A 21,366-nucleotide genomic window follows, 5' to 3' on the forward strand; every position below is an offset into this window, starting at 1 on the left:
TTTGCTGTATATTTCAATCGCGGATTAAGGTGCAAGGCTATCGCTGAATAGTTACTCATGTAAAACAAACTTTTGGTTACTTATCTTTGGCTTTTCGTTCGGTTTTTCTTCATTTCGTAACAAAATGCGCCTTTTGCACCCTTAACACCTTATATTATTTGCAAAAGACATGCATTTAATCCATAATTTATTTGCATAAACCCTAAATATTCCTTAATTTTGACCTTTGAAGTAAGACGCATGGCATTATAAACGACAAAAGGACAGCGCAACACCCATAGCATCTGACATAATGTTACCGCGCACAGCACACCCTCTGCAAGCGTTATAAATCAATAAAAACATACAATATGCAATTAAAAAACTACCTGACCAAGTTTATGGCGACACTCGCACTGTGTCTGCTAACCACCAGCGCTATGGCACAAGACCGGCTTATTTTTAGCCACGACACGGGCCAAGGCATAACGGGCAACCTCGGCAACGTGGGCAATGCCATCATGCAAAACTACGATGTGGCCATGCGCATCAAAGACCCCAACTTCGTGGGAATGAAGATTGCGGCCATCCGCGTGCCCATGGAAAACGCCGACCACCTCTCCAACCTGCGTGTGTGGCTCTCGAAGGAGCTCACCCTGAAGACCATCAACGGCAAGAAGACCAACGTGCCCGACATCCTATCGGTAAACGCCAACATCACGGGCGAATGGGTCACCGTGAGCCTCGCCGAGCCTTACACCATCACCGAGGAGGGCGTGTATGTGGGCTATTCGTTCGACATGGACTCGCTCACCTCCACCAACAAGCGACCGGTGAACATCACCACCGAGCTGCACGAGGGCGGACTCTTTGTGCACACCACACGCAGCTACCGCAACTGGAAGGACATGAGCGACCAGTGTAGCTCTACCATGCAGGTGGAGCTCGACGGTGCTCCGCTCTACGCCGCCACGCCCTTGGCTGGCAACACCACCTACTTCGGTGCCACGGGCGTGAGCAACACGCTTACGTTCTACGCCGAAAACCATGGCGCAACAGGTCTGAAGAGCCTCGAATACTCGTTCTATTACGACGGAATGGTATGCACCGGAACCTACAAGTTCCCGACCGCCGTGGAGCCGGTGTATGGCAAGATGGCCTCGTTCGAGGTGAAGCTGCCGGTGGTAAACCGAAAGGACTATTATCCCATCAACCTCACCATCACCAAGGTGAACGGCCAAGAGAACAACGAGGCCGATGTGGATGTGGAGACCCAGGTGAGCATCTTCGACAAACTGCCTAAGCACCGCTCGGTGTTTGAGGAGTACACGGGCACATGGTGCGGCTTCTGCCCCCGTGGATACGTGGCGCTGGCTGCCATGAACCGCCTCTACCCTGACGATTTCATCGCCTTGTCGTACCACAACTCGGAGAACGCCTCCAAACTCGATCCCATGGAGGTGATGGCGGGCCAAGACTATCCCAGCAACATCCCGGGATTCCCTGCCGCATGGCTCGACCGCACCTATCAGATGGACCCCTACGGCGGTTTCCAGTCGGCCTCCCACAAGATGCTCATCGATAATGTGTGGAAAGCCGCTTGCGCCATGCCCGCTGAGGCCGACATCGAGGTGAGCGCTTTGCTCAACGAGGCCAAGAACGCCGTGACTGCCACCGCCAAGGTGGTGTTCCCCTTGGAGATCAAGAACTCGCGTTACGGCGTGGAGTATGTGCTCGTGGCCGACGGCTTAACCGGAACCACCGACGATTGGCGCCAACGCAACTACTTCTTCAACGGTCGCCAGGGACGCGACTATCCCGAGCCCGAGTTCCAGCAGTTCATCGAAGGCCAAGAGTATGTTAGCGGACTGACGTTCGACGACGTGGTGGTGGCCACCTCACGCCTGCTGAACAACAACCAGTATCTGCCCACCGACGTGGAGGAGGGACACGAGTATGTGATGCCGGTGACGTTCGACCTCAACCAGGTTCGCAACACGGGCGGCAAGAAGATCATACAGGATGTGAACAAACTGCGCGTCGTGGCGCTGCTCATCGACTACAGCGACGGCACCGTGGTGAACGCCGCCAAGAGCGTGTCGACCGGACAGGCCACAGCCATCCAGGGCGTGAACGCCGACAAGAACTTCCAGACGGAGGCCGTGTACGACATCAGCGGCCGCCAGCTCAGCGCTCCACAGAAGGGCCTCAACATCGTGAAGGCCGCCGACGGAACCACGCGCAAGGTCATCATCAAGTGAACAAGGAACACAGAAAACAAACAACATAACAACTGAGCATTATGAAAAAAACAACACTCATGCTCGCTGCCGCTCTCTCGTTCTCGGCAGCTACGTTCGCACAAACACCCGCACAGACACCCACCCAGCAAAAGACGACGCTGAAACTCGCCAAGGTGGCCGCGCCCGCCAAGATGGCCAAGGTCATCGAGAACGTGCCCGAGATGATCACAAAACAGCCCGCAGGCAAGCTCTATAAGGACATGTACGGCTACGCCAAGGGATTCATCTCCATGTGGGGAATGATCTACGAGGACAAGATGGATGGCCGTGCCCGCGACTTCGTGGTGGGCGACGACGGTTGCTACTACATGAGCAGCCCCATCACCTTCCAGTACACCGACTCGTGGATCAAGGGCGAGAAGGGCGAAGGCGACACCATCGTGTTCAAACTGCCGCAGCAGATCATGGTGCACGAGGTGGGCGACGACCAAACCATGAACTATTATGCCGCACGCCTGAAGTTCCAAAAGGTGAACGGCGAGAACCAATACGTCTACGACGAGAGCTCGCAGGACATGAAGTTCGTGTGGCGCAACGACTCGCTCATCAAGGCCGACACCAACGCGTTGCTCGGCATGGTCAGCGAGAAGGGCGACTGGAACGGCCTGGGCGACCTCATCAGCGAGACGGCTCCCAACCCGTTTGTCAACGACGGTCCCGCCGATCCGTCGAAGGCCGAGAAGTTTATCTTCACCTTCCATCCCTCGGAGCGCACCACCACTCAGCGCATCTCGAAGGTGGTGATCGAGGGCAACGACTTCTATGCCAACAACATCGACCCGCAGGTGCCCGAGGCTTGGATCCACGGCGTCATCGACGGCAACAAGCTGTCGTTCACCGGCGCCCAATACATGGGTCTCGACAAGAACAAGCACCAGTATCGTTTCAACATCCCGTTCAACGTTTATTACGACGAGAGCACCTACGAGACCGTTTACCAACAGCTCAAAAAGGTGACCTTCAAATACGACGCCAAGACCAAGAAGGTGAACAAATGCCCCTATGGATTCCTGAGCAACTATGGCTACCGCAACATCGCCATGGAGATGCAGGTTGTGATGCAGCCGGAGTTTGAGGCCTGGAACGGTGTCATCGCCGCGCCCCAGAACCCCACCATCCTGCAGTACCAGGAGGCGTCGAGCGGTGAGGGATGTATTATCTTCGACCTGCCGCGCAACAACGTGAAGAACAGTTTCATGGACCAGAGCTATGTGTATTTCAACCTCTTCTTCGACGATGAGCTCGTGACGTTCTATCCCGACCAGTACACTGGAATCTCGGAGGAGATGACCGATGTGCCCGTCGACTTCGCCGATGCCAACTATGCCTTCCAGACCCACGGATCGCAGCACCGCGTGGCCATCTACGACTCGGGCTTCGAGCGTGTAGGCGTGATGGGTGTCTATCAGGATGGCGACGTGCGCCTTTGCAGCGACATCGTGTGGAGCGACGGTTCGGTAACGTCGGACATTCGCAACGCCCACGTCTCGGGCGAGGTCCAGGCTTCCACCTATTACGACCTCAGCGGTCGCGCAGTGGCAGCTCCCGCCCACGGCGTGTTCATCAAGAAGAGCGTTGGTAGCGACGGCACTGTTCGCACCAGCAAGGTGGTGGTGAAGTAACGCATCACGGTCCATGTTGGCCACAACGTGCCAACGTGCCCCAATAGCAGGCGCGCCAAGGGTCGGTTCACGACTCTTGGCGCGCCTTTGGCGTTACGTCCCTACCGACACATACAGTCACGAAACATCACCACCACGCACAAGCATTAGCGGCATGTCGGCTATGGAAGACATGTTTTCTGCAAAAGATGTCGGCTATGGAAGACATATTTAGGCCAAAACATGTCGGTTATAGAAGACATGTTTACCACAAAAGAGGTCGGCTATGAAAAACACGGTTCCTCCTCGCTACGCTCGGCGAGGGGATGATGGCGCTCGTGGAGGCGCACGGCCTCCACCACGGTGTGCCACGACAGTTCGAAAGGCCAGCCTTGCAGGCGATAGGAGGTCAGGTCGCCATTGTGCTCCGAGAGGAAATAGCGCTCGGGGCCCACGGCGTAGAAGTCGTAGAAGAACGAATAGCAACGCACGGGCAGCGTGTTGTCGGCGCTATAGGTTATCACCGTATACTCGTTGCCGCTCACATCCTCGCGGGTGCGGTAGTCGAGCACTAGCGCCTTGCGCCCGCCCACCCTCGTGCGACGCAAGCGCAGACGGCTCCAATCGATCTCCTCCACATCGCAATCGTAGTCGTTGTAACTACGAAAGGCGCGGCAGAAGTCGGTGGAGGTCAACTTGTCGAGCTGCTCACTGCTGCGGTCCATGACCATGGATGGCAGGAAAATCTTACTGAATCGGGTGTTCATACGCACATTGTTTAACCCCAATCGGTCATGAGACCGAAATAGGAAGATTGTTAAGAGATTATTGTTTGACCGATGGGGAGATTGGCGCTCAGACTTACTGGGCCACTTTCATCATCTTACCATTCACCTTACGGATCAAGATGCCTTTGGCCGACCGACTGTTTACCTGTCGGCCCATGAGGTCGTACACGCGGTTGTCGGCCGTGCCATCACGGTGGCCCTCTGCCATGGAGCCAAAGGGCTGGACGATGCCCGTCTCCACGCCAGCCACACAAAACGTCACCACACTGTCGGCCACGGCAATGCTGTCGATGTCGAGCAACGGGTCGCCGTCCCATGATACAAACGCATGCGACGTTACATGATTGGCGCCGGGGAAGGGCACGCCCTTATAATAAAAGGTGTTGCCCGACTGCTTGCCGTTGGCTTCCACGATGTCCACATGCTGATGCGCCGGCGTGTTGTTCACCTCGCTCTTGGCCCACACCTCCGGGTCGTCGTCGATGTGCCACACGAGCAGGCCCGAGGCGGGCAGGTAGGCGTCCCACCCTTTCTGCTGTCGGTTCTCCAGCAGGAAATACTCGTTGTCGACGCCCGGCACCCGAATGAGGTAGGCCTTGTTGGAGTCGCCGAGGTTGGGCAGGCGGTTCACGGTGTCGGCCTCAGCGGTGAGGTCTTCGGGCTCCAGCCATCCCAGCTCGCAGCGCTCAAACGAGGAGTAGAGGGGTGGCGTGTTGCCGTCGTTGTTGTAAGAGCCGCTGGCCATCGTGTCCCAACAGTCGGGGGTGTATTTGGCCCACGAGTTGCTGGTGTCGTAGTGGTCGGCGAGCCCCAGGCAATGGCCAAACTCGTGCACAAACGTGCCGATGCCAGCCGTGAGGTTGCCCGACCGATAGCCGTCCACCTCGTTGCTGCAGGTGTAACTGCCTATCTTCACCCCGTCGTTGGTGGTGACATCGATGCCCCATCCCTGCATATCGTAGGCGTGGGGCCAAATGGTCTCCGCATCGCGCGAATCGGCCGACCCCACTCCGGCATAATAGATGTAAACATTATCCACGTAGCCGTCACCGTCGTGGTCGTATTGCGAGAAGTCTATCTGGTCGTCGAGCCCCTCGATGGCGGCCTTCACAAAGGTGCCCATGTTCACCTCCGTGTCGTAGGTGCCCTGTCCGGCGTCGTGCTGCCCGTAGTTGATTCGCACGGGGCCATACACGTCGAACGTGGGGCGAAACCGTCCGGCGCTGCTCGCCAAGAAGAAGTCGCGAACGCTGCCGTTGGCGCCATTGGCGGCGGTGAAGCCGGGTTGGTTCATGGCGTCGGCGTAATACTGCTGCGGGTGGGCCATCGACGTGAATCGCTTGTCGTTAAACTCCATGAGGATGACGAGCGAGCGCTGCTCGCCCATGTGCGGGAAGTTGTTGACGAGCGTGCGGCGTGGATTGCGCCCCGTCTTCCGCAGGTCGGCCTTCTCGTTGAGCGCACTCAGCCCCAACCGCCGTTTCCTAAGGGCCGATACCATGGTGGTCTTGTCGACGGTGCTGAGAAACCTCCTGTCACGGTCGGATCGCAGCGAGGCGTCGGCAGCCGTTATGCCACTGGCGCAGAGCGTTCCATGTCGCAGCGTGGCATATTCGTAGTTGCCGCTCGTCGGGTTGAGGAGGATGGGGAACCCATCGTCGGTGGTGGTGTAGTTGGTGTGCTCATCGCCATGGATGCAGATGATGAGCGTCGTTCCGTCGGCTTGCCTCACACGGATCTTGCCGGGATAAGCGGGCACGGCCCACGCACCCTCCGCCAAGCCGAGGAGCGTCAGGGCGGCAACCAGCAGTTTACGTAAGTTCAATGTTGTTTGTGTTTATGGTGAATGTATGCAAAGGTATAACGTAATTCTCTATTCCCCAACGATTTGCCAAGCATTTATCATCCCACGGCCCTGATTTCCGAAAAAAACGCCCACATTGCTTGCAAGCCGCCTGAGGCAAAAAGGCAACCGCCTGGGCCATGCAGCCCACACGCAACCACCCTGCAATGACAAAAATGCACTTTTTATGCATAATTGTGGCCTAAATACTTGGAGGTTTCACAAATAATACCTATCTTTACGGCGTTAAACCAATGTCCGCCGAAACGATGACGTTTAACGCGGGCAGACCTGAAATCTACCCATACTACTCGCGCGAGCGTAAGTATTGAGAACATCTTGGAGCGCCCCTCGGCGTATCCGTCTCTTCAGCATTGTGGAAGGGAGTGTTGTCGTATTTACGTGGCTTGTTTTCCTCGACCGATTACCGCCATCACCCACTCCCCCTGATGTTGCAAGCGTTCTCTCCGTTTCAGGAGTTATATAGTAGTTATCAACCTAAAAAGACCGACTATGATTACGCTTGACGAACTTCTGGCCAGTCGCGATGCGCGCCACGCCCTTCAACAGCAATTGTTGGCCGAGCACCCAGGACACACCCTGGTGTGCACCACCGTCGTGGTGCCAGGAAGCGTGAAGCGTAATCAGCACTCGCTCATCGTGGCGCACGCCGCCGTGGAGGCTCTGCGCAAAGCGTTCGGCGTAGACCAATGGACCGAACGCGACCGCCAGCAGCGGTTCATCGAGCGCGACCTGCCCACGGGCTACGAGGTGTATCTCGTAACCCCCACCCCTCTTCTTGAGGCCAAGCTCATGGCGGTGCAGATCGAGGACAGCCATCCCCTCGGACGACTGTTCGACATCGATGTCATCGACCAGCAAGGCGCCCCCGTGCCGCGAACCGCCGTGGGGGGCGAGCCGCGCCGTTGCCTGGTGTGCAACCGCGAGGCGCGCTACTGCATGCGCATGCGATGGCACTCGCAAGACGACATCTGGGAGGCCATCAACCAACGCATCGACGCATACGTCAAATCAACGTTTTCGCTAAGCCAGATGAGCAAAGCGAAGCTTGCTTCAGCTATGCCATGGCGAGAAAACGAAGGATGAAATCCAACCCCTACCCATTAACTCACTGCCTGTTCTTTAACTCGCCCCACTCATTAAAACACCAGCCACATTGGAAATCCTTCAGCTCCACACCAGCATCCCACGCCAACGCGCCCGCATTGAGCAGTTTCTTGCGGCGAGCGGCCTGAGGCTCGACGAGGTCGACTACTATGCCGCCCTGGTCGACGAGGAGAGCGGCGACATCATCGCCGGCGGTGGACTGTGGCGCGACATCATCAAGTGTGTGGCGGTGGCCGACGGCCATCAGGGCGAAGCCTTGGCCAACACCATCGTGTCGCATCTCATCGCGCGCGCCAACGCCGAGGGCCACCATTGTGTGAAGCTCTATACCAAACCGCAGAACCGGCAGCTCTTCGAGAGCCTCTCCTTCCGCCTGCTGGCGGAGGCGCCACAAGCCATCCTCATGGAAACGGGCGTGGGAGGCATTGGCAAGTACAGTCAGGCGCTCCGCCTCATCAGCGCCGAGCGCCAGGCGGCAGCCGCCGCATCGGCCTCCCTGCCGCAGGCGGGCGTCATCGTGATGAACGCCAACCCGTTCACCCTGGGCCACCGGCACCTCGTGGAGCAGGCCGCCGCCCAGGTGGGCACGCTCTATGTGCTGATCGTCAAGGAAGATTGCTCGGTGTTCTCCTACGCTGAGCGCAAGGACATGGTGAGCCGCGGCGTGGCCGACCTGGCCAACGTGTGTGTGGTCGACGGAAGCGACTACGCTGTGAGCAAGGCCACCTTCCCCACCTATTTCCTCAAGCGGCTCTCCGATGCCTCCGACACGCAGATGCTGCTCGACCTCGACCTCTATGGCCGACACATCGCGCCGGCCCTCGGCGCCACCGTGCGCTTTGTGGGCAGCGAGCCTACCGACGCCCTCACCTGCCGTTACAACAAGCTGATGCAGGCCACCCTGCCCGACGTGCGGGTGATGCAGCGCTATGAGGTCGACGGCGAGCCGGTGAGCGCCTCACGCGTCCGCATGGCCTTAGTGAAAAACAACCTCTCGGCCGCCGCACCCCTCGTGCCGCCCACCACCTTACCTTATTTAATAGCGCACCTCGCCACGCGCGCCCTCCGCACCGAGCTCAACACCACACCGAAGCCCGGACTGGTCGACAGTCGCGACAACGGCTCCCACACCGACATGGACCACGCCATCATGATGCGTGGCATACGCGCCCTGCACCCCTTCTTCGTGAGGCTCGCCCTGCTGGGCTACGCCCCACAACTGCCGCCCCACGGCGAGGTGGTGGGCATCGGCCTCGAAGCCGAGCGCGCCATGCTCGCAGCCACGGGGGGCGTCAACACCCACAAGGGTGCCCTCTTCGCCTTGGGCCTGGCCGTCATCGCAGCGGCCCACGCGGCCGCCCACGCTACCGCCATGGGCGCCAATCCGCCCGCCTTCCTGTCCGCCACCATCGCGGCCCTGGCCGCCGACTTCCCCGACACGCAGGGCACACATGGCAGTAGGGCCAAGGTGGAAGCGTCGCCGGTGGAGACCCTCAAGAGCGCGCTCGACAACGCACGCGAGGGCTACGCCCGCCTCTTCGCCGACTGGCTGCCCTTCTACGCTGCACGGCGGCGCGCAAACGACACCTATGCGCCCCACCGCACGCTGCTGCGCATCATGGCCGAGCTCGACGACACCAACATCGTGCACCGCTCGTCGGTCGACACGATGATACAGGTGAAGATGCAGGCGCGGCAACTGCTCAACGACTTCTCGGAACCCGGACTGGAGGCCATGAACCGCAGTTTCATCATGCGAAACCTGTCGCCGGGGGGAAGCGCCGACATGTTGTCGATGGTTGTCTTTTTGTACGGAATAACCCGGCAATAGTTAACTTCTTGCAGGAAATATACCGAAACAGCAACAAATTAACACCAAACCGAAAGAAAACATAACAGTCTATACGCCTAAACAACAAAAAAGTAGTAACTTTATTTCTTGAAATCTAAAACACATTGACATTATGGTTGAACTCATTAAGCATGGAGTCTATCTCCTCAACGGAAAAGAGATTCGTGACGAGTACACGGGAATGACCCCCGATGAGGCTCGCGAAAACACCATCACATACGGCATTCTCCGCGCTCACGACGTGGACGGTGCGAAGGGCAAGAAGATGCGCATCCGCTTCGACGCAATGATGTCGCACGACATCACCTACGTGGGAATCATCCAGACGGCACGCGCCAGCGGCCTCGAGGAGTTCCCCCTGCCCTATGCCATGACCAACTGCCACAACTCGCTCTGCGCAGTGGGCGGCACCATCAATGAGGACGACCACGTCTTCGGCCTCTCGGCAGCCAAGAAATACGGCGGCATCTACGTGCCGGCCAACCAGGCGGTCATCCACCAGTATGCGCGCGAGATGATGGTGAAGTGTGGCAACATGATCCTCGGATCCGACTCACACACTCGCTATGGATCGCTCGGCAACATGGGCGTGGGCGAAGGCGGCGGCGAACTGGTGAAGCAGTTGCTGCGCAACACCTGGGACATCAACGCACCCGAGGTGGTGCTCGTATGGCTCGAGGGCAAGCCCAAGAAGGGTGTGGGTCCGCACGACGTGGCCATCTCGCTTGTGAAGGCCACCTTCGAGAGCGGTGTGGTGAAGAACAAGGTGCTCGAGTTTGCCGGCCCCGGCGTCAAGGAGCTGCCCATCGACTTCCGTAACGGCATCGACATCATGACCACCGAGACCACCTGCCTGAGCAGCATCTGGGTGACCGACGACGAGGTGAAGCACCACTACGACATACACGAGCGCCCCAACGACTACCGCGAGTTGCAGCCGGGCCACGTGGCCTACTACGACATGATGATCCGCATCGACCTGTCGCAGCAGGAGGCTATGATCGCACTGCCGTTCCACCCGTCGAACGCCGTGACCATCCATGAGCTGCAGGCCGATCCCGTGGGCATCCTCACACGCATCGAGGAAGACGCCAAGAAGCGCTTCGGAACGAAGGTCGACGTGCATCTCGTCGACAAGGTGGTCGATGGCAAGGTGCATGCCGACCAGGGCATCATCGCCGGTTGCTCGGGCGGCACCTACGACAACCTCGCCGAGGCGGGCGCCATCCTGAAGGGCAAGAGCATCGGCAACGACTACTTCACGGCGTCGGCCTACCCGCAGTCCACACCAGTGTCGATGGCTGTCACGCGCGAGGGCATCACCGCCGACCTCATGGAGGCTGGCGTGGTGATGAAACCGGCGTTCTGCGGACCGTGCTTCGGCGCAGGCGACGTGCCGTCGAACAACGGTCTGAGCATACGCCACACCACCCGCAACTTCCCCAACCGTGAGGGATCGAAGCCCGGACAGGGACAGCTCGCGCTCGTGGCGCTCATGGACGCACGCTCCATCGCCGCCACGGCGGCCAACGGTGGCGTCATCACCGCCGCTACCGATGTGGCGTACGAGAACACGCACAAGCCCTACCAGTACGACGACAAGATCTACAAGTGCCGCGTCTACAACGGCTTCGGCAAGGCCCGTCCCGAGACGGAGCTTCGCTATGGCCCGAACATCAAGGATTGGCCCACCATGTACCCCATGGCCGAGAACATGCTGGTGGAGCTGGCCGCCGTCATCCACGACCCCGTGACCACCACCGACGAGCTCATTCCTTCGGGCGAAACGTCGAGCTACCGCTCCAACCCGCTGAAGCTCTCCGAGTTTGCCCTGTCGCGCCGCGTGCCCGAGTATGTGGGCCTGAGCAAGGCCATCCAGCAGCAAGACCTCGACCGCCGCGCCGGCAACGTGTCGGCCAATGTGGCTGAGGCCCTCAAGGCAGTGGGCGCCAACGCCGAGAACACCAGCTTCGGATCGTGCGTGTTCGCCAACCGTCCGGGCGACGGCTCGGCGCGCGAGCAAGCCGCCTCGTGCCAGAAGGTGCTGGGAGGCGACGCCAACATCTGCTACGAGTATGCCACGAAGCGCTACCGCTCCAACTGCATCAACTGGGGCATCGTGCCCTTCACCATCGCTCCCGAGACGACATTCGACTTCCAGCCGGGCGACAAGGTGTTCATCCCGGGCATACGCGAGGCCATCCTCGAGGGCAAGGAGGAGATCGACGCGCAGGTCATCACCGCCAACGGTGTGCAGCCCATCCACCTCTTCTTCCAGAACCTCACCGCCACTGAGCGCCAGATCCTGGTCGACGGTTGCCTCATGAACTACTACAAGAACCTGAAGTAGACCGTAGCCCCGCCCCATCGGCCAGCGGGCAACCCCTAAGCGCCCGGGGCACGTCCCCGGGCATTCACACCCCCAAACCCATTCACATTCACCATTTAACCTTATAAACTATGGTACAGAAAATTCAGATGGCCACTCCCATCGTTGAGATGGATGGCGACGAGATGACCCGAATCTTATGGAAGATGATCAAGGACGAACTGATCCTCCCGTTCATCGACCTGAAGACCGAATACTACGACCTTGGCCTCGTGAAGCGCGACGAGACGGCCGACCAGATCACACGCGACGCCGCCGAGGCCACCAAGCGCCTGGGCGTGGCCGTGAAATGCGCCACCATCACGCCCAACCACCAGCGTATGGACGAGTATAAGCTCCACCAGATGTGGAAGAGCCCCAACGGCACCATCCGCTCAATCCTCGACGGAACGGTGTTCCGCACGCCCATCACCATTCCGAGCATCCATCCCGCCGTGCGCAACTGGGAGAAGCCCATCACCATAGCCCGTCATGCCTATGGCGACGTTTACAAGAGCGTGGAGATCCGCGCTGAGGAGCCGGGCGTAGCCAAGCTCGTCTTCGAGGGCGAGAGCGGCAAGCGCGAGGAAGTGGTGGTCCACACCTTCAAGGGAGCCGGCGTGCTGCAGGCCATGCACAACACCGACAAGTCGATCCGTTCGTTTGCACACTCTTGCTTCAAGTTTGCGCTCGACACCAACCAGAGCCTGTGGTTCTCCACCAAGGACACCATCTCCAAGAAGTACGACGCACAGTTCAAGATCATCTTCTACGAGGTGTTCGAGGAGTACAAGGACGAGTTTGAGAAGCGCGGACTGGAGTTCTTCTATACGCTCATCGACGACGCCGTGGCGCGCGTCATCCGCTCGAAGGGCGGCTTCATCTGGGCCTGCAAGAACTACGACGGCGACGTGATGAGCGACATGGTGTCGACGGCCTTCGGCTCACTGGCCATGATGACCTCCGTGCTCGTGTCGCCCGACGGCAAGTATGAGTATGAGGCTGCCCACGGCACCGTGACACGCCACTACTACAAGTACCTGAAGGGCGAGGAGACGAGCACCAACCCGATGGCCACCATCTTCGCATGGAGCGGCGCCCTGCGCAAGCGCGGCGAGATGGACAACCTGCCTGAGCTCATCCGCTTCGCCAACGAGCTCGAGGCTTCTTGCTTCGACACGCTGAACGCTGGCATCGTCACCAAGGACCTCGCCGGTCTGATGGAGGGTGTCACGCCGCAGCCCAAGACCTCAGCGGGCTTCATCGCCGCCATCCGCGAGCGTCTGGAGCAGCGCCTCGCATAAGGGCTGCGCCTGGCAGAAGGGCATAAGGGCGTGGCCTCTCGCATAAGGGCGATGCCCATAGCCCCCCAACCAACACGCAAAACCGCCGTGGGCGTGGCGCAAGCCATAGCCGCTGCGCCCATAGCACCTCATAGGCCCCGCCGGCATCACGCTGGCGGGGCCTTGCTGTTTATCCCCAATTCTTGATTGTGCTACATCAGTTCGATACCATCATGGATTATGGAACCTGCATAACGTGCAAATTAGAGAACTTTTTATGTTAAAATCCATATTTGACAAGCAGATTTTGAAGAAAATAGTTAGAGTTTCCACTAAAAAAGAGTATTTCCGCAGCAACAAATCCCACCACGCCTCTCAACGATGCGTACCACGGTGGGACTTCGCTTTTTATAAAGGTATATGGATTACGACAAACAACCGATAAACGTAGATGGACAGGTTGCTTTGCTCCAGAACAGAGGGTTGGTAATAGAAGATATTGCAACTGCCAAATTGCAGCTTCGCAATATCAGTTATTGGAGTTTCTGATTTAGGCAGGGTGGGCTTTGCTATGCATTATTGGCTTCACCTCAGCAATTCAAGCATGCTTGATTGCATTCGGTTTGAACGGGCTGAAAGCCCAGTGAGCGCATAGCCCAGGGCAAGCGAAGCGACACCCTGGGTATTATCGTATTATCATTGGTACGCTCTGAAAGAGCAAAAGCATTAATCCTTAAATACTAATATATATTACGCTTTTGCTCTTTCAGAGCGTTAATGGGTATGTTGTTCGTATTCATACCCAGGGTGTCGCTTCGCTTGCCCTGGGCTATGTGCTTGTTGGGCCTTCAGCCCACCCTGCCTAAATCCGAAACTTTAGTTAGTGAGATTCGTGTTCTTTCAAAATCAGCGAGTGCTTGCGTCGCACGGTGTGGCTTCGCATGGCTATGCGTCTCGCAATTGGCGCGCAAGGGCAATGCCCTCCATAGCCCAGGGCCGCTCGGCTCTGCCGCTTGCCCAAGCAAGAACGCCCTGAGTAAATTCAAATGACCGATGGGGGTTTAACGGAAGAACCGATAAAAAGGGGCGTATCGCTTTCGTGTTTGGCTTTTTTTTAATAATTTTGCATTTGTAAAGCGGCGAACGCCGCTTGTCTTATTTTCTAATCTTTTTTCTTATCACAATGAAAGTCAACCGACTATCTGCCGTAGCGATGCTGCTGGCAACACTCCTCCTGAGTTCCATGAAGGTCAAGGCGCAAGTCAATGCGCAAGTGCTCTACGATTTCGGCAACGACCGCGAGTTTGTAACGCTCACGCTTGAGATGTTCAAGCAGGACAAATGGGGTAGCACCTACTTCTTCGTCGACCACGATTTCAACTACGACAAGATGGTGGTGGGCAGCAAGAACATCGCGCAGGGCGGCACCTACACCGAGATCTCACGCGCCCTCAACTTCTGGCAGAACACGCAGCTGAAAAACTGGAGCCTCCACGTGGAGTATAACGGCGGCATCACGAAGAACTACCCCATCAACAACGCATGGCTCTTCGGTGCCGAGTATCTGCTGCACGACAAGAGCTACCGCAACACGCTCACCCTGCAGGCGCTCTACAAGACCATCCGCGCCACCGACCAGAACGTGCCCATGCAGCTGACCGCCGTGTGGACCTGCAACGACATCTTCGGGGTGAAGGGCCTGAAGTTTGATGGCTTCGCCGACTTCTGGTGGGAGACCCACGCCGTCGACTTCAAGGAGGACGGCAGCGCCGACACCAAGCACACCGTGTTTATCACCGAGCCGCAGCTCTGGTACAACGTGGGCCAGCACTTCGGCGTCGACAACCTCAGCCTCGGTGGCGAGGTGGAGCTCACCAACAACTTCGGTTCGACAGGGGGCTTCAAGTGCCGTCCCTGCCTGGGTGTGAAGTGGGACTTCTAATATGTTAACCTCCTGATTCCTATCATCCTCATCATGTTACAGAAACTATTGGGCTTCGATCCCAAGCAGCATAACCTCAAGACGGAGATCATGGCGGGCGTAACAACGTTCCTCACCATGGCTTATATTCTCGCCGTCAATCCCAACATCTTCTCGGCGTTGGCCTCTCAGGGCATGGACACCCACGCCGTGTTCACCTCCACGGCGCTGGCAGCCATCGTGGGCACGCTCGTCATGGCGTTCTACGCCAAGAAGCCGTTTGGCCTGGCGCCAGGCATGGGTCTCAACGCCTTCTTCGTGTTCACCGTGTGCCTCACGATGGGCTACTCATGGCAGTTTGCCCTGACGGCCATCCTCATCGAGGGCATCCTCTTCATCCTCATGACGGTGACGAAGATACGCACACTCATCGTCGACGCCATTCCCGCCACCCTCAAACGGGCCATTGGCGCGGGCATCGGCCTCTTCATCGCCTTCATCGGCCTGAAGAACGCGGGCATCATCGTGCAGAACGACGCCACGTTTGTAACCATCGGCCACCTCACGGAGGGGTCGGCGCTGCTCGGCATCATCGGCCTGCTCATCACGTCGGTGCTGGTCATCAAGAACGTTCCCGGCTCACTCCTCATCGGCATCATCGCCACGGCGCTCATCGGCATGCCGATGGGCCTCACCTCGTTTCATGGCATGGTGGATGTGCCGCCCTCGGTGGCGCCCATCTTCTGCCAGTTTGAGTTTCACAACATCCTCAGCATCGACATGGTGATCGTGGTGCTGACGTTCCTCTTCATCGATATGTTCGACACCATGGGCACGCTGGTTGGCGTGTGCACCAAGGCGGGCATGATGCGCCCCAACGGCACCATCCCCGGCCTGAACAAGGCGTTCATGGCCGACGCCGTAGCCACCGTGACGGGCGCCTGCCTGGGCGCAAGCACCACCACGACCTACGTGGAGAGCGCCGCTGGCGTGGCGCAGGGTGGCCGCACGGGCCTCACGGCGTTGTCGACGGCGCTCTGCTTCGTGGTGGCGTTGTTCTTCGCGCCGTTGTTCCTGGCCATCCCGTCGGCTGCCACGGCTCCCGTGCTCATCATCGTGGGCCTGTTCATGCTGTCGCCCATCAAAGACATCGAGCTGAACGACTACGCCGAGTCGATCCCTGCCTTCATCACGATCATCATGATGCCGCTCACGTATAGCATCTCCGACGGCATTCTGTGTGGTGTCATCGCCTACGTGGCCATCAATGTGCTGTGCGGCAACTGGAAGCGCCTCAACGCCACGCTCTACGTGCTCGCCATCCTGTTCGTCATGAAGTATATCTTCATTTAACCCCAATCGGTCAGTAGATTTCAATTCTTGTTGGTGTTTGTTTCGGTCAGTTGCGACATTTGCGCCCAAAGCCATAGCGGACTATGGCAAAATGCGAATGGAAGCAAGGCTCCAAAGAAACGCTGACAAGAGTTGAAAAGAATCCATAAAATGCGTGGATATGCGTCCACGAAAGGGCAAAAGCTCAGAAGCGGGCTGAAAGGGCATAAGCGCACAGAAACGCCCGGTTAAATGCGTGGATATGCGTCCCCGAAGGGGCATAAGCGCATAGAAGCGGGCTGAAAGCCCAACAAGCGCATAGCCCAGGGCAAGCGAAGCGACACCCTGGGTATTATCGTGTTATCATTGGTACGCCCTGAAAGGGCATAAGCGCTCAGAAGCGGGCTGAAAGCCCAACAAGCGCATAGCCCAGGGCAAGCGAAGCGACACCCTGGGTAGCCATTAGGTTTTACATGCGCCCTGAAAGGGCAAAAGCGTAAATTATCAATGCTTTTGCCCTTGCAGGGCGCGTTTGCTTGTATCAATCCGTAAACCCAGGGTGCCGCTTCGCTTGCCCTGGGCTATGTGCTCATTGGGCTTTCAGCCCGTCCATTATCGGCTGCACCTTAACCAAACAAGCCGGCGATCATCGCTGACGGCCGGCTTGCTGATTGTTATTCCGAAATAAAAATGTCGTTACTTTTATGCTGGCGGACACATCCGCCTGTAACTACCTATGTTGTTGGAATGTCGTGTCGACATTCACTGGGGGATTACTCGTCCCATTTGTCCCAGAGGTTGGTCTGGTGATCCTTAGAACCAGCCTCGAAGCCGTCCGTATTGTTTTCCTGGACACCAGTCTGCACATCGCCTGTGGTGTTCTGGATGCTTCCTGTATGCATCAAGGCTTCCTTCACTGCCACCTTAACGGCAGTGGGCTGCATATATTGCTTTTTCATGTTGATTGCTGATTAAAGAGTTCGACCTATGGATTTACTTCACTACCACCTTCTTGCCGCCTACGATGTAGAGGCCGCTGGGCAGACCCTCGGTAGAGGTGGCGCCTTGGCGCACGAGCTGTCCGTTGAGGTTGTAGATGTTGGCGTTGTGCTGCTGCTCAGCCTCGATGCCCTCGATGGCGGTCGCGTCACCGTTCACCTGGTCGACCACGCCCTCGATCTCACACTCGAAGCCCTTTGAATTCTGGCCATTGGCCGACTGCAACCATCCGCGGAAGCCCTTGGTGTTGGTCGTCACGGTGCGGTAGTACCAGAGGCCGGCCGTGCCACCCTCGTTGTTGCCATTGAGCACGTAAGAGTTGGCGGGAATCTGGTTGTTGTCGAAGCACTTCACGTAAGTACCCACAAACTGCACCTGCTGCTTAGTACCAAACTCCTCAGAGCCTGTATCACCCATCACGCGGCCTGAGTAGGCGTTATCGGCGATCTCGCTCTTCTTCTTGAAGGTCACACCCACGATGGTGTAGTAGTCCGTCACCGAGATGTTATAGCCGTCTTTGTTAAATGTCTTTTCCGTCTGTTCCTGAGGCATGCCACCGTCGGCCGTCGGCTTCACGAGATAGAGCTTGCCCTCCTCGATAGCGATGGCATCGGGGTCGTTGCGGTTGGCAGTGATCGGGTCGAAGATGATGCGCTGCGGGTGATTCTTATCGTATGCACCCTTGAACTCAGAGATGTGCACCTGGTCGCCGAAGATGCTCTTCACCTGGCCCACATTGAGGCTGATGGGCAACACCAGTGAGTTCCACTTGTCAGGGTTCATGGTGCGGTGCAGGTAAACCACCGACTTCTGGAGCGTCTTGTCGTCGTCCTGTGCCTGTGCTTTGATATAACCACCATCGGTCTGGTCCTCATCGAGGATGAGATCGTTGGGGGGCGTACCGAGGTACTCAATCTTGAAGTTGTCGAAGCAGGTCCATGCCTTTGGGTCAGCATCCTGAGTTTCGTCGGCAGCGCTACCCACCTGAATACCAAACGAGAGCGTCTCAAATGGTGTTTCGGCTTCATTGGTCGGTGACACATACACCTTCACTGAAGCGTCGAACGTGTTCACGTTGGGTGTATCGAGAAGTTTCGAAGCAGCCACATAAGTAGCGGGGCCGGTGGCAGCGTCGATCCGGTGCAAGTTGGCGGTAGCAAACTTCTCGCTCTGTGCCGTGGCGCCAGAGCCTGTGGTATTGTTACCCTTACCGGAAGCAGCGAAGAGGCGAGCGATACCCTTTGTGGTGGTCGTGAAGCCTACGCAGCTAATGCGATACCAACCCTCCTTGATCATGTTCTTAGCGGGAATGGTCTGCACCACCGAACCGCGGGCACCGTGGATGTTGGCAGTCCAAGCACCACCGTAGGATTGCTGACGGTTCTCACCTACCGTCATCGTCTCGCCTGTGATGGGGTCGGTGGTGTAGTTTCGTTCGTCGTAACCGTTACCTAAGTAGTAGGTGTAACCCTCAACAACCTTTTCCTTCGTATTCGTCTTGTTGTAAGTAACTTCTGTTGTATAACCACGACCATGCTCTGAGGCTTCCTGGCACTCTCTTACCCAAGTGTCTCCATGATTCTCCGTGGTTACGATCACAGAAGTATGACTCTGGGTTCCCCCAAAAAATTTATGATCATAATCATGAGTACTGGTGTACGTGTACTCCTTAATGGTTGTAGGAATAGCATCCGTTGGCTTGCAGACCTTGTTTCCCTTATAAGAGAGTGTTCCTGTGGGGTTTTCTGTGGAGGTAGCCCCTGTCTTCCATTCCTCACAAGAGTTGTCATTACGGGCGAAGTCGAAGTCGGACATCAAGAAGGTGGCGTTCACAGCTGCCACATGGGCATCGTTAACGGTCTGGAAAGCCGCCTTGCGCTGATCCTCAGTAACGATAACCCACTTGCTGTAAGCTGTTGAATCGGAACGAATGCCAAGCATGGTTTCTGTGGCAGTTTCCAATCGAGCGCTCACGTGAGCATTGGCACCCTCAGCAAACATATAAAAGGTAAGGCCTGCCATAGAGCTTTTGTTGCCTGTGCCAGGTGTGCTACTTGTTGATGTGATAGCAAGGGTGTAGCCGTCGGTTGTACTACCATTGGCAGTGAAAGTGTAGTTCTCTGAAGCTGCCGGTTTACCATCCACGAAATAGTTAAACTTATCGAGTTTAGAGGTTCGGTCTGTACCATCCATCAGGGTCAGCTTACCATTGCTATCGCCACCTTCCTGCTTCACCTTTGAGGTAAGCGTGAAGGTGCCATTGGTGTACGTCAGTTCGAACGGCGCACCCTCCACGTTCATGGTAGCCTCTGTGCCCCAGCGGCCACCCTTACCAAGAAACTGCTTGGTACCTACGTTATAAAGGTAAACGGTTTTGCCATTGGCGGCGGAAGGCTTTGTTCCTTTCCATGCAGCATTCTGCGCATGGGCCGTTTGGCCAACGAATGATGCCACTACGGCGAATGTGATAAAGAGAAGTCGTTTTGCGACTTCGGTGCGCCCCAGGCAAGCTTTTACTGCCGAGGCAACTTGGGTGTGAGAAAATTTCCCCCACTCCCGATTGGTTACGAGAGTCTTAATCATAAAAAATCCCCTAAATGAATAATATTTCTAATTTCTGCTTTTTAGAAAGTTCTGCAAAGGTACTAACTTTTTTTAATCCAGGACAGGTCTTTTAAGTTTTTTTTCAACGGGGGGGGCATTTTTAACCCTTATTAAAAATCCGACAAGCGCAACGCCTCCCCACCCTTCCCCCAAAAAGGCACGGGCAAGAAAAGCGGGCATGAGCAAGAAAGAAAAAGGCTCATCCGACATTTGGAGTGATTTGAAGAGCGCATCACATCTAATAGCTCTGGCCTCAGACGACTTTCACACCGAATAGTTAATTTAGCCTCAGACGGCGTCGCTCGGCTCTGCGTAAAATAATCATTTGCAGGTCCTGTGATGAGGATATGACAGAAGCAAACGAGGCGGGCTGAAAGCCCAATGACCTCCTTAGCCCAGGGCAAGCGAAGCGACACCCTGGGTAAACCGCCACCCCCTATCACACCACGCCCTGCAAGGGCAATAGTAAATATAACACACTCTGTTTCAGTATTTTTGCACTTACAGGGCGCAAGCTCCACAACACATTATACCCAGGGCGCCGCTTCGCTTGCCCTGGGCTATGAACTTCTGCCCCTTCAGGGCGTGCCCGCTAAAACGCGCCCTCATAGAAAGGTTCTCCGCATGCGAAAAAATCGATCTGCGATCTGTGGGAGAACTTTTCTCAACCCGCATGGCCACTCAACATCCAACATTTCACATCCAACATCCAACATTCAACATTTCACATTCAACATTCCACATTCTCAACACTCCTCCCCCAAATCTACACGGTTTTTCCCGTTGCGCCCCGCCCCGCGTCCAAATACGCCATTCTCGGCGTGTTATTGCAACCGCCTAACATTCAGCCATTTATCTTCCGAAGACCCCCGCGCCACCTTCCAAACACACCATTCCCCACCACGAAACGCCATCTTCCGACCCTCGATCCCTGCCCTTTCGAGGCTCCATCCCTTACCTTTCGCCCCTCGATCCCTAAGCCCCCGCAACCCGATACATGCCTAACGCCCGCGCCGCCCTCCGCTTACGGCCTTTCCACCCGTCCCCATTCCGCCTCCGAACTCCCAAACCGCGCCTCCCCGCCCTCTGTTTCACCCAAAATCCCAACACAAGATTTGCGCCAAATATTTTTAATGTAGTATGGTTTTCATCCTATAGATTGTTGGGAGTTGAGCGTGGAATGATTTATCAGGTGGATAGTTGGAATGATGGGCTGGGCATGATGCAAAAGTACAACGAGCGTAGCCTTTTGCCGTGGTCGCACAATCTGCTGCTGTTGAGCAAGCGACTGAATGATGAAACCTCACTATATTAGGGGTTGTCGTTTAATTCTAAGAATTCAATATCTATAGACGAGGGTATGCC

The 21,366-nt window shown here is 56.8% G+C and carries 12 protein-coding genes; 8 read left to right on the plus strand and 4 right to left on the minus strand.

The genetic code is table 11. The features are described 5' to 3' along the window. The first annotated feature begins 350 nt into the window (after window positions 1–350). Window positions 351–2,240, plus strand: coding sequence for a hypothetical protein (locus KM934_RS10420; RefSeq protein ID WP_215760545.1), 1,890 nt, complete (start codon window positions 351–353; stop codon window positions 2,238–2,240). Between the two features lie 41 nt (window positions 2,241–2,281). Next, window positions 2,282–3,904 (plus strand): hypothetical protein, encoded by a 1,623-nt coding sequence (locus KM934_RS10425; RefSeq protein WP_215760546.1) that lies wholly within the window; start codon window positions 2,282–2,284, stop codon window positions 3,902–3,904. A gap of 263 nt (window positions 3,905–4,167) precedes the next feature. Here the strand turns inward: KM934_RS10425 and KM934_RS10430 are convergent, their stop codons facing one another. Both KM934_RS10430 and KM934_RS10435 read right to left on the minus strand, forming a co-directional pair. After that, window positions 4,168–4,650, minus strand: coding sequence for a hypothetical protein (locus KM934_RS10430; RefSeq protein ID WP_215760547.1), 483 nt, complete (start codon window positions 4,648–4,650; stop codon window positions 4,168–4,170). Between the two features lie 94 nt (window positions 4,651–4,744). Then, entirely contained in the window at window positions 4,745–6,496 is a 1,752-nt protein-coding gene (locus KM934_RS10435) for a M6 family metalloprotease domain-containing protein (protein WP_215760548.1), read from the minus strand. Between the two features lie 531 nt (window positions 6,497–7,027). Between KM934_RS10435 and citX the strand changes: the two genes are divergently transcribed. The 6 genes from citX to KM934_RS10465 all read left to right on the plus strand — a co-directional run bounded on the left by citX (window position 7,028) and on the right by KM934_RS10465 (window position 16,419). Next, window positions 7,028–7,621 carry a citrate lyase holo-[acyl-carrier protein] synthase gene (gene citX, locus KM934_RS10440; RefSeq protein WP_215760549.1) on the plus strand — a complete coding sequence of 198 codons (594 nt, stop codon included), beginning with the start codon at window positions 7,028–7,030 and terminating at the stop codon, window positions 7,619–7,621. Between the two features lie 70 nt (window positions 7,622–7,691). After that, complete coding sequence (citC, locus tag KM934_RS10445; RefSeq protein ID WP_215760550.1) at window positions 7,692–9,473, plus strand: [citrate (pro-3S)-lyase] ligase; 1,782 nt, start codon at window positions 7,692–7,694, stop codon at window positions 9,471–9,473. Between the two features lie 133 nt (window positions 9,474–9,606). After that, window positions 9,607–11,844 (plus strand): hydratase, encoded by a 2,238-nt coding sequence (locus tag KM934_RS10450; protein ID WP_215760551.1) that lies wholly within the window; start codon window positions 9,607–9,609, stop codon window positions 11,842–11,844. Between the two features lie 110 nt (window positions 11,845–11,954). Further along, window positions 11,955–13,166, plus strand: coding sequence for an NADP-dependent isocitrate dehydrogenase (locus tag KM934_RS10455; RefSeq protein WP_215760552.1), 1,212 nt, complete (start codon window positions 11,955–11,957; stop codon window positions 13,164–13,166). A 1,162-nt stretch (window positions 13,167–14,328) separates the two neighbouring features. Then, window positions 14,329–15,087, plus strand: a complete 759-nt coding sequence (locus KM934_RS10460) for a DUF5020 family protein (protein ID WP_215760553.1) — start codon at window positions 14,329–14,331, stop codon at window positions 15,085–15,087. A 33-nt stretch (window positions 15,088–15,120) separates the two neighbouring features. Then, entirely contained in the window at window positions 15,121–16,419 is a 1,299-nt protein-coding gene (locus tag KM934_RS10465; RefSeq protein ID WP_215760554.1) for an NCS2 family permease, read from the plus strand. 752 nt (window positions 16,420–17,171) lie between these two features. Here the strand turns inward: KM934_RS10465 and KM934_RS10470 are convergent. Together KM934_RS10470 and KM934_RS10475 are read right to left on the minus strand one after the other, a co-directional pair. Then, window positions 17,172–17,357, minus strand: a complete 186-nt coding sequence (locus KM934_RS10470; RefSeq protein ID WP_215760555.1) for a hypothetical protein — start codon at window positions 17,355–17,357, stop codon at window positions 17,172–17,174. 34 nt (window positions 17,358–17,391) lie between these two features. After that, window positions 17,392–19,851, minus strand: coding sequence for a T9SS type A sorting domain-containing protein (locus KM934_RS10475; protein ID WP_215760556.1), 2,460 nt, complete (start codon window positions 19,849–19,851; stop codon window positions 17,392–17,394). Window positions 19,852–21,366 lie beyond the last annotated feature (1,515 nt).

Source organism: Hallella faecis (assembly GCF_018789675.1).
GTDB classification, from domain to species: Bacteria; Bacteroidota; Bacteroidia; order Bacteroidales; family Bacteroidaceae; genus Prevotella; species Prevotella faecis.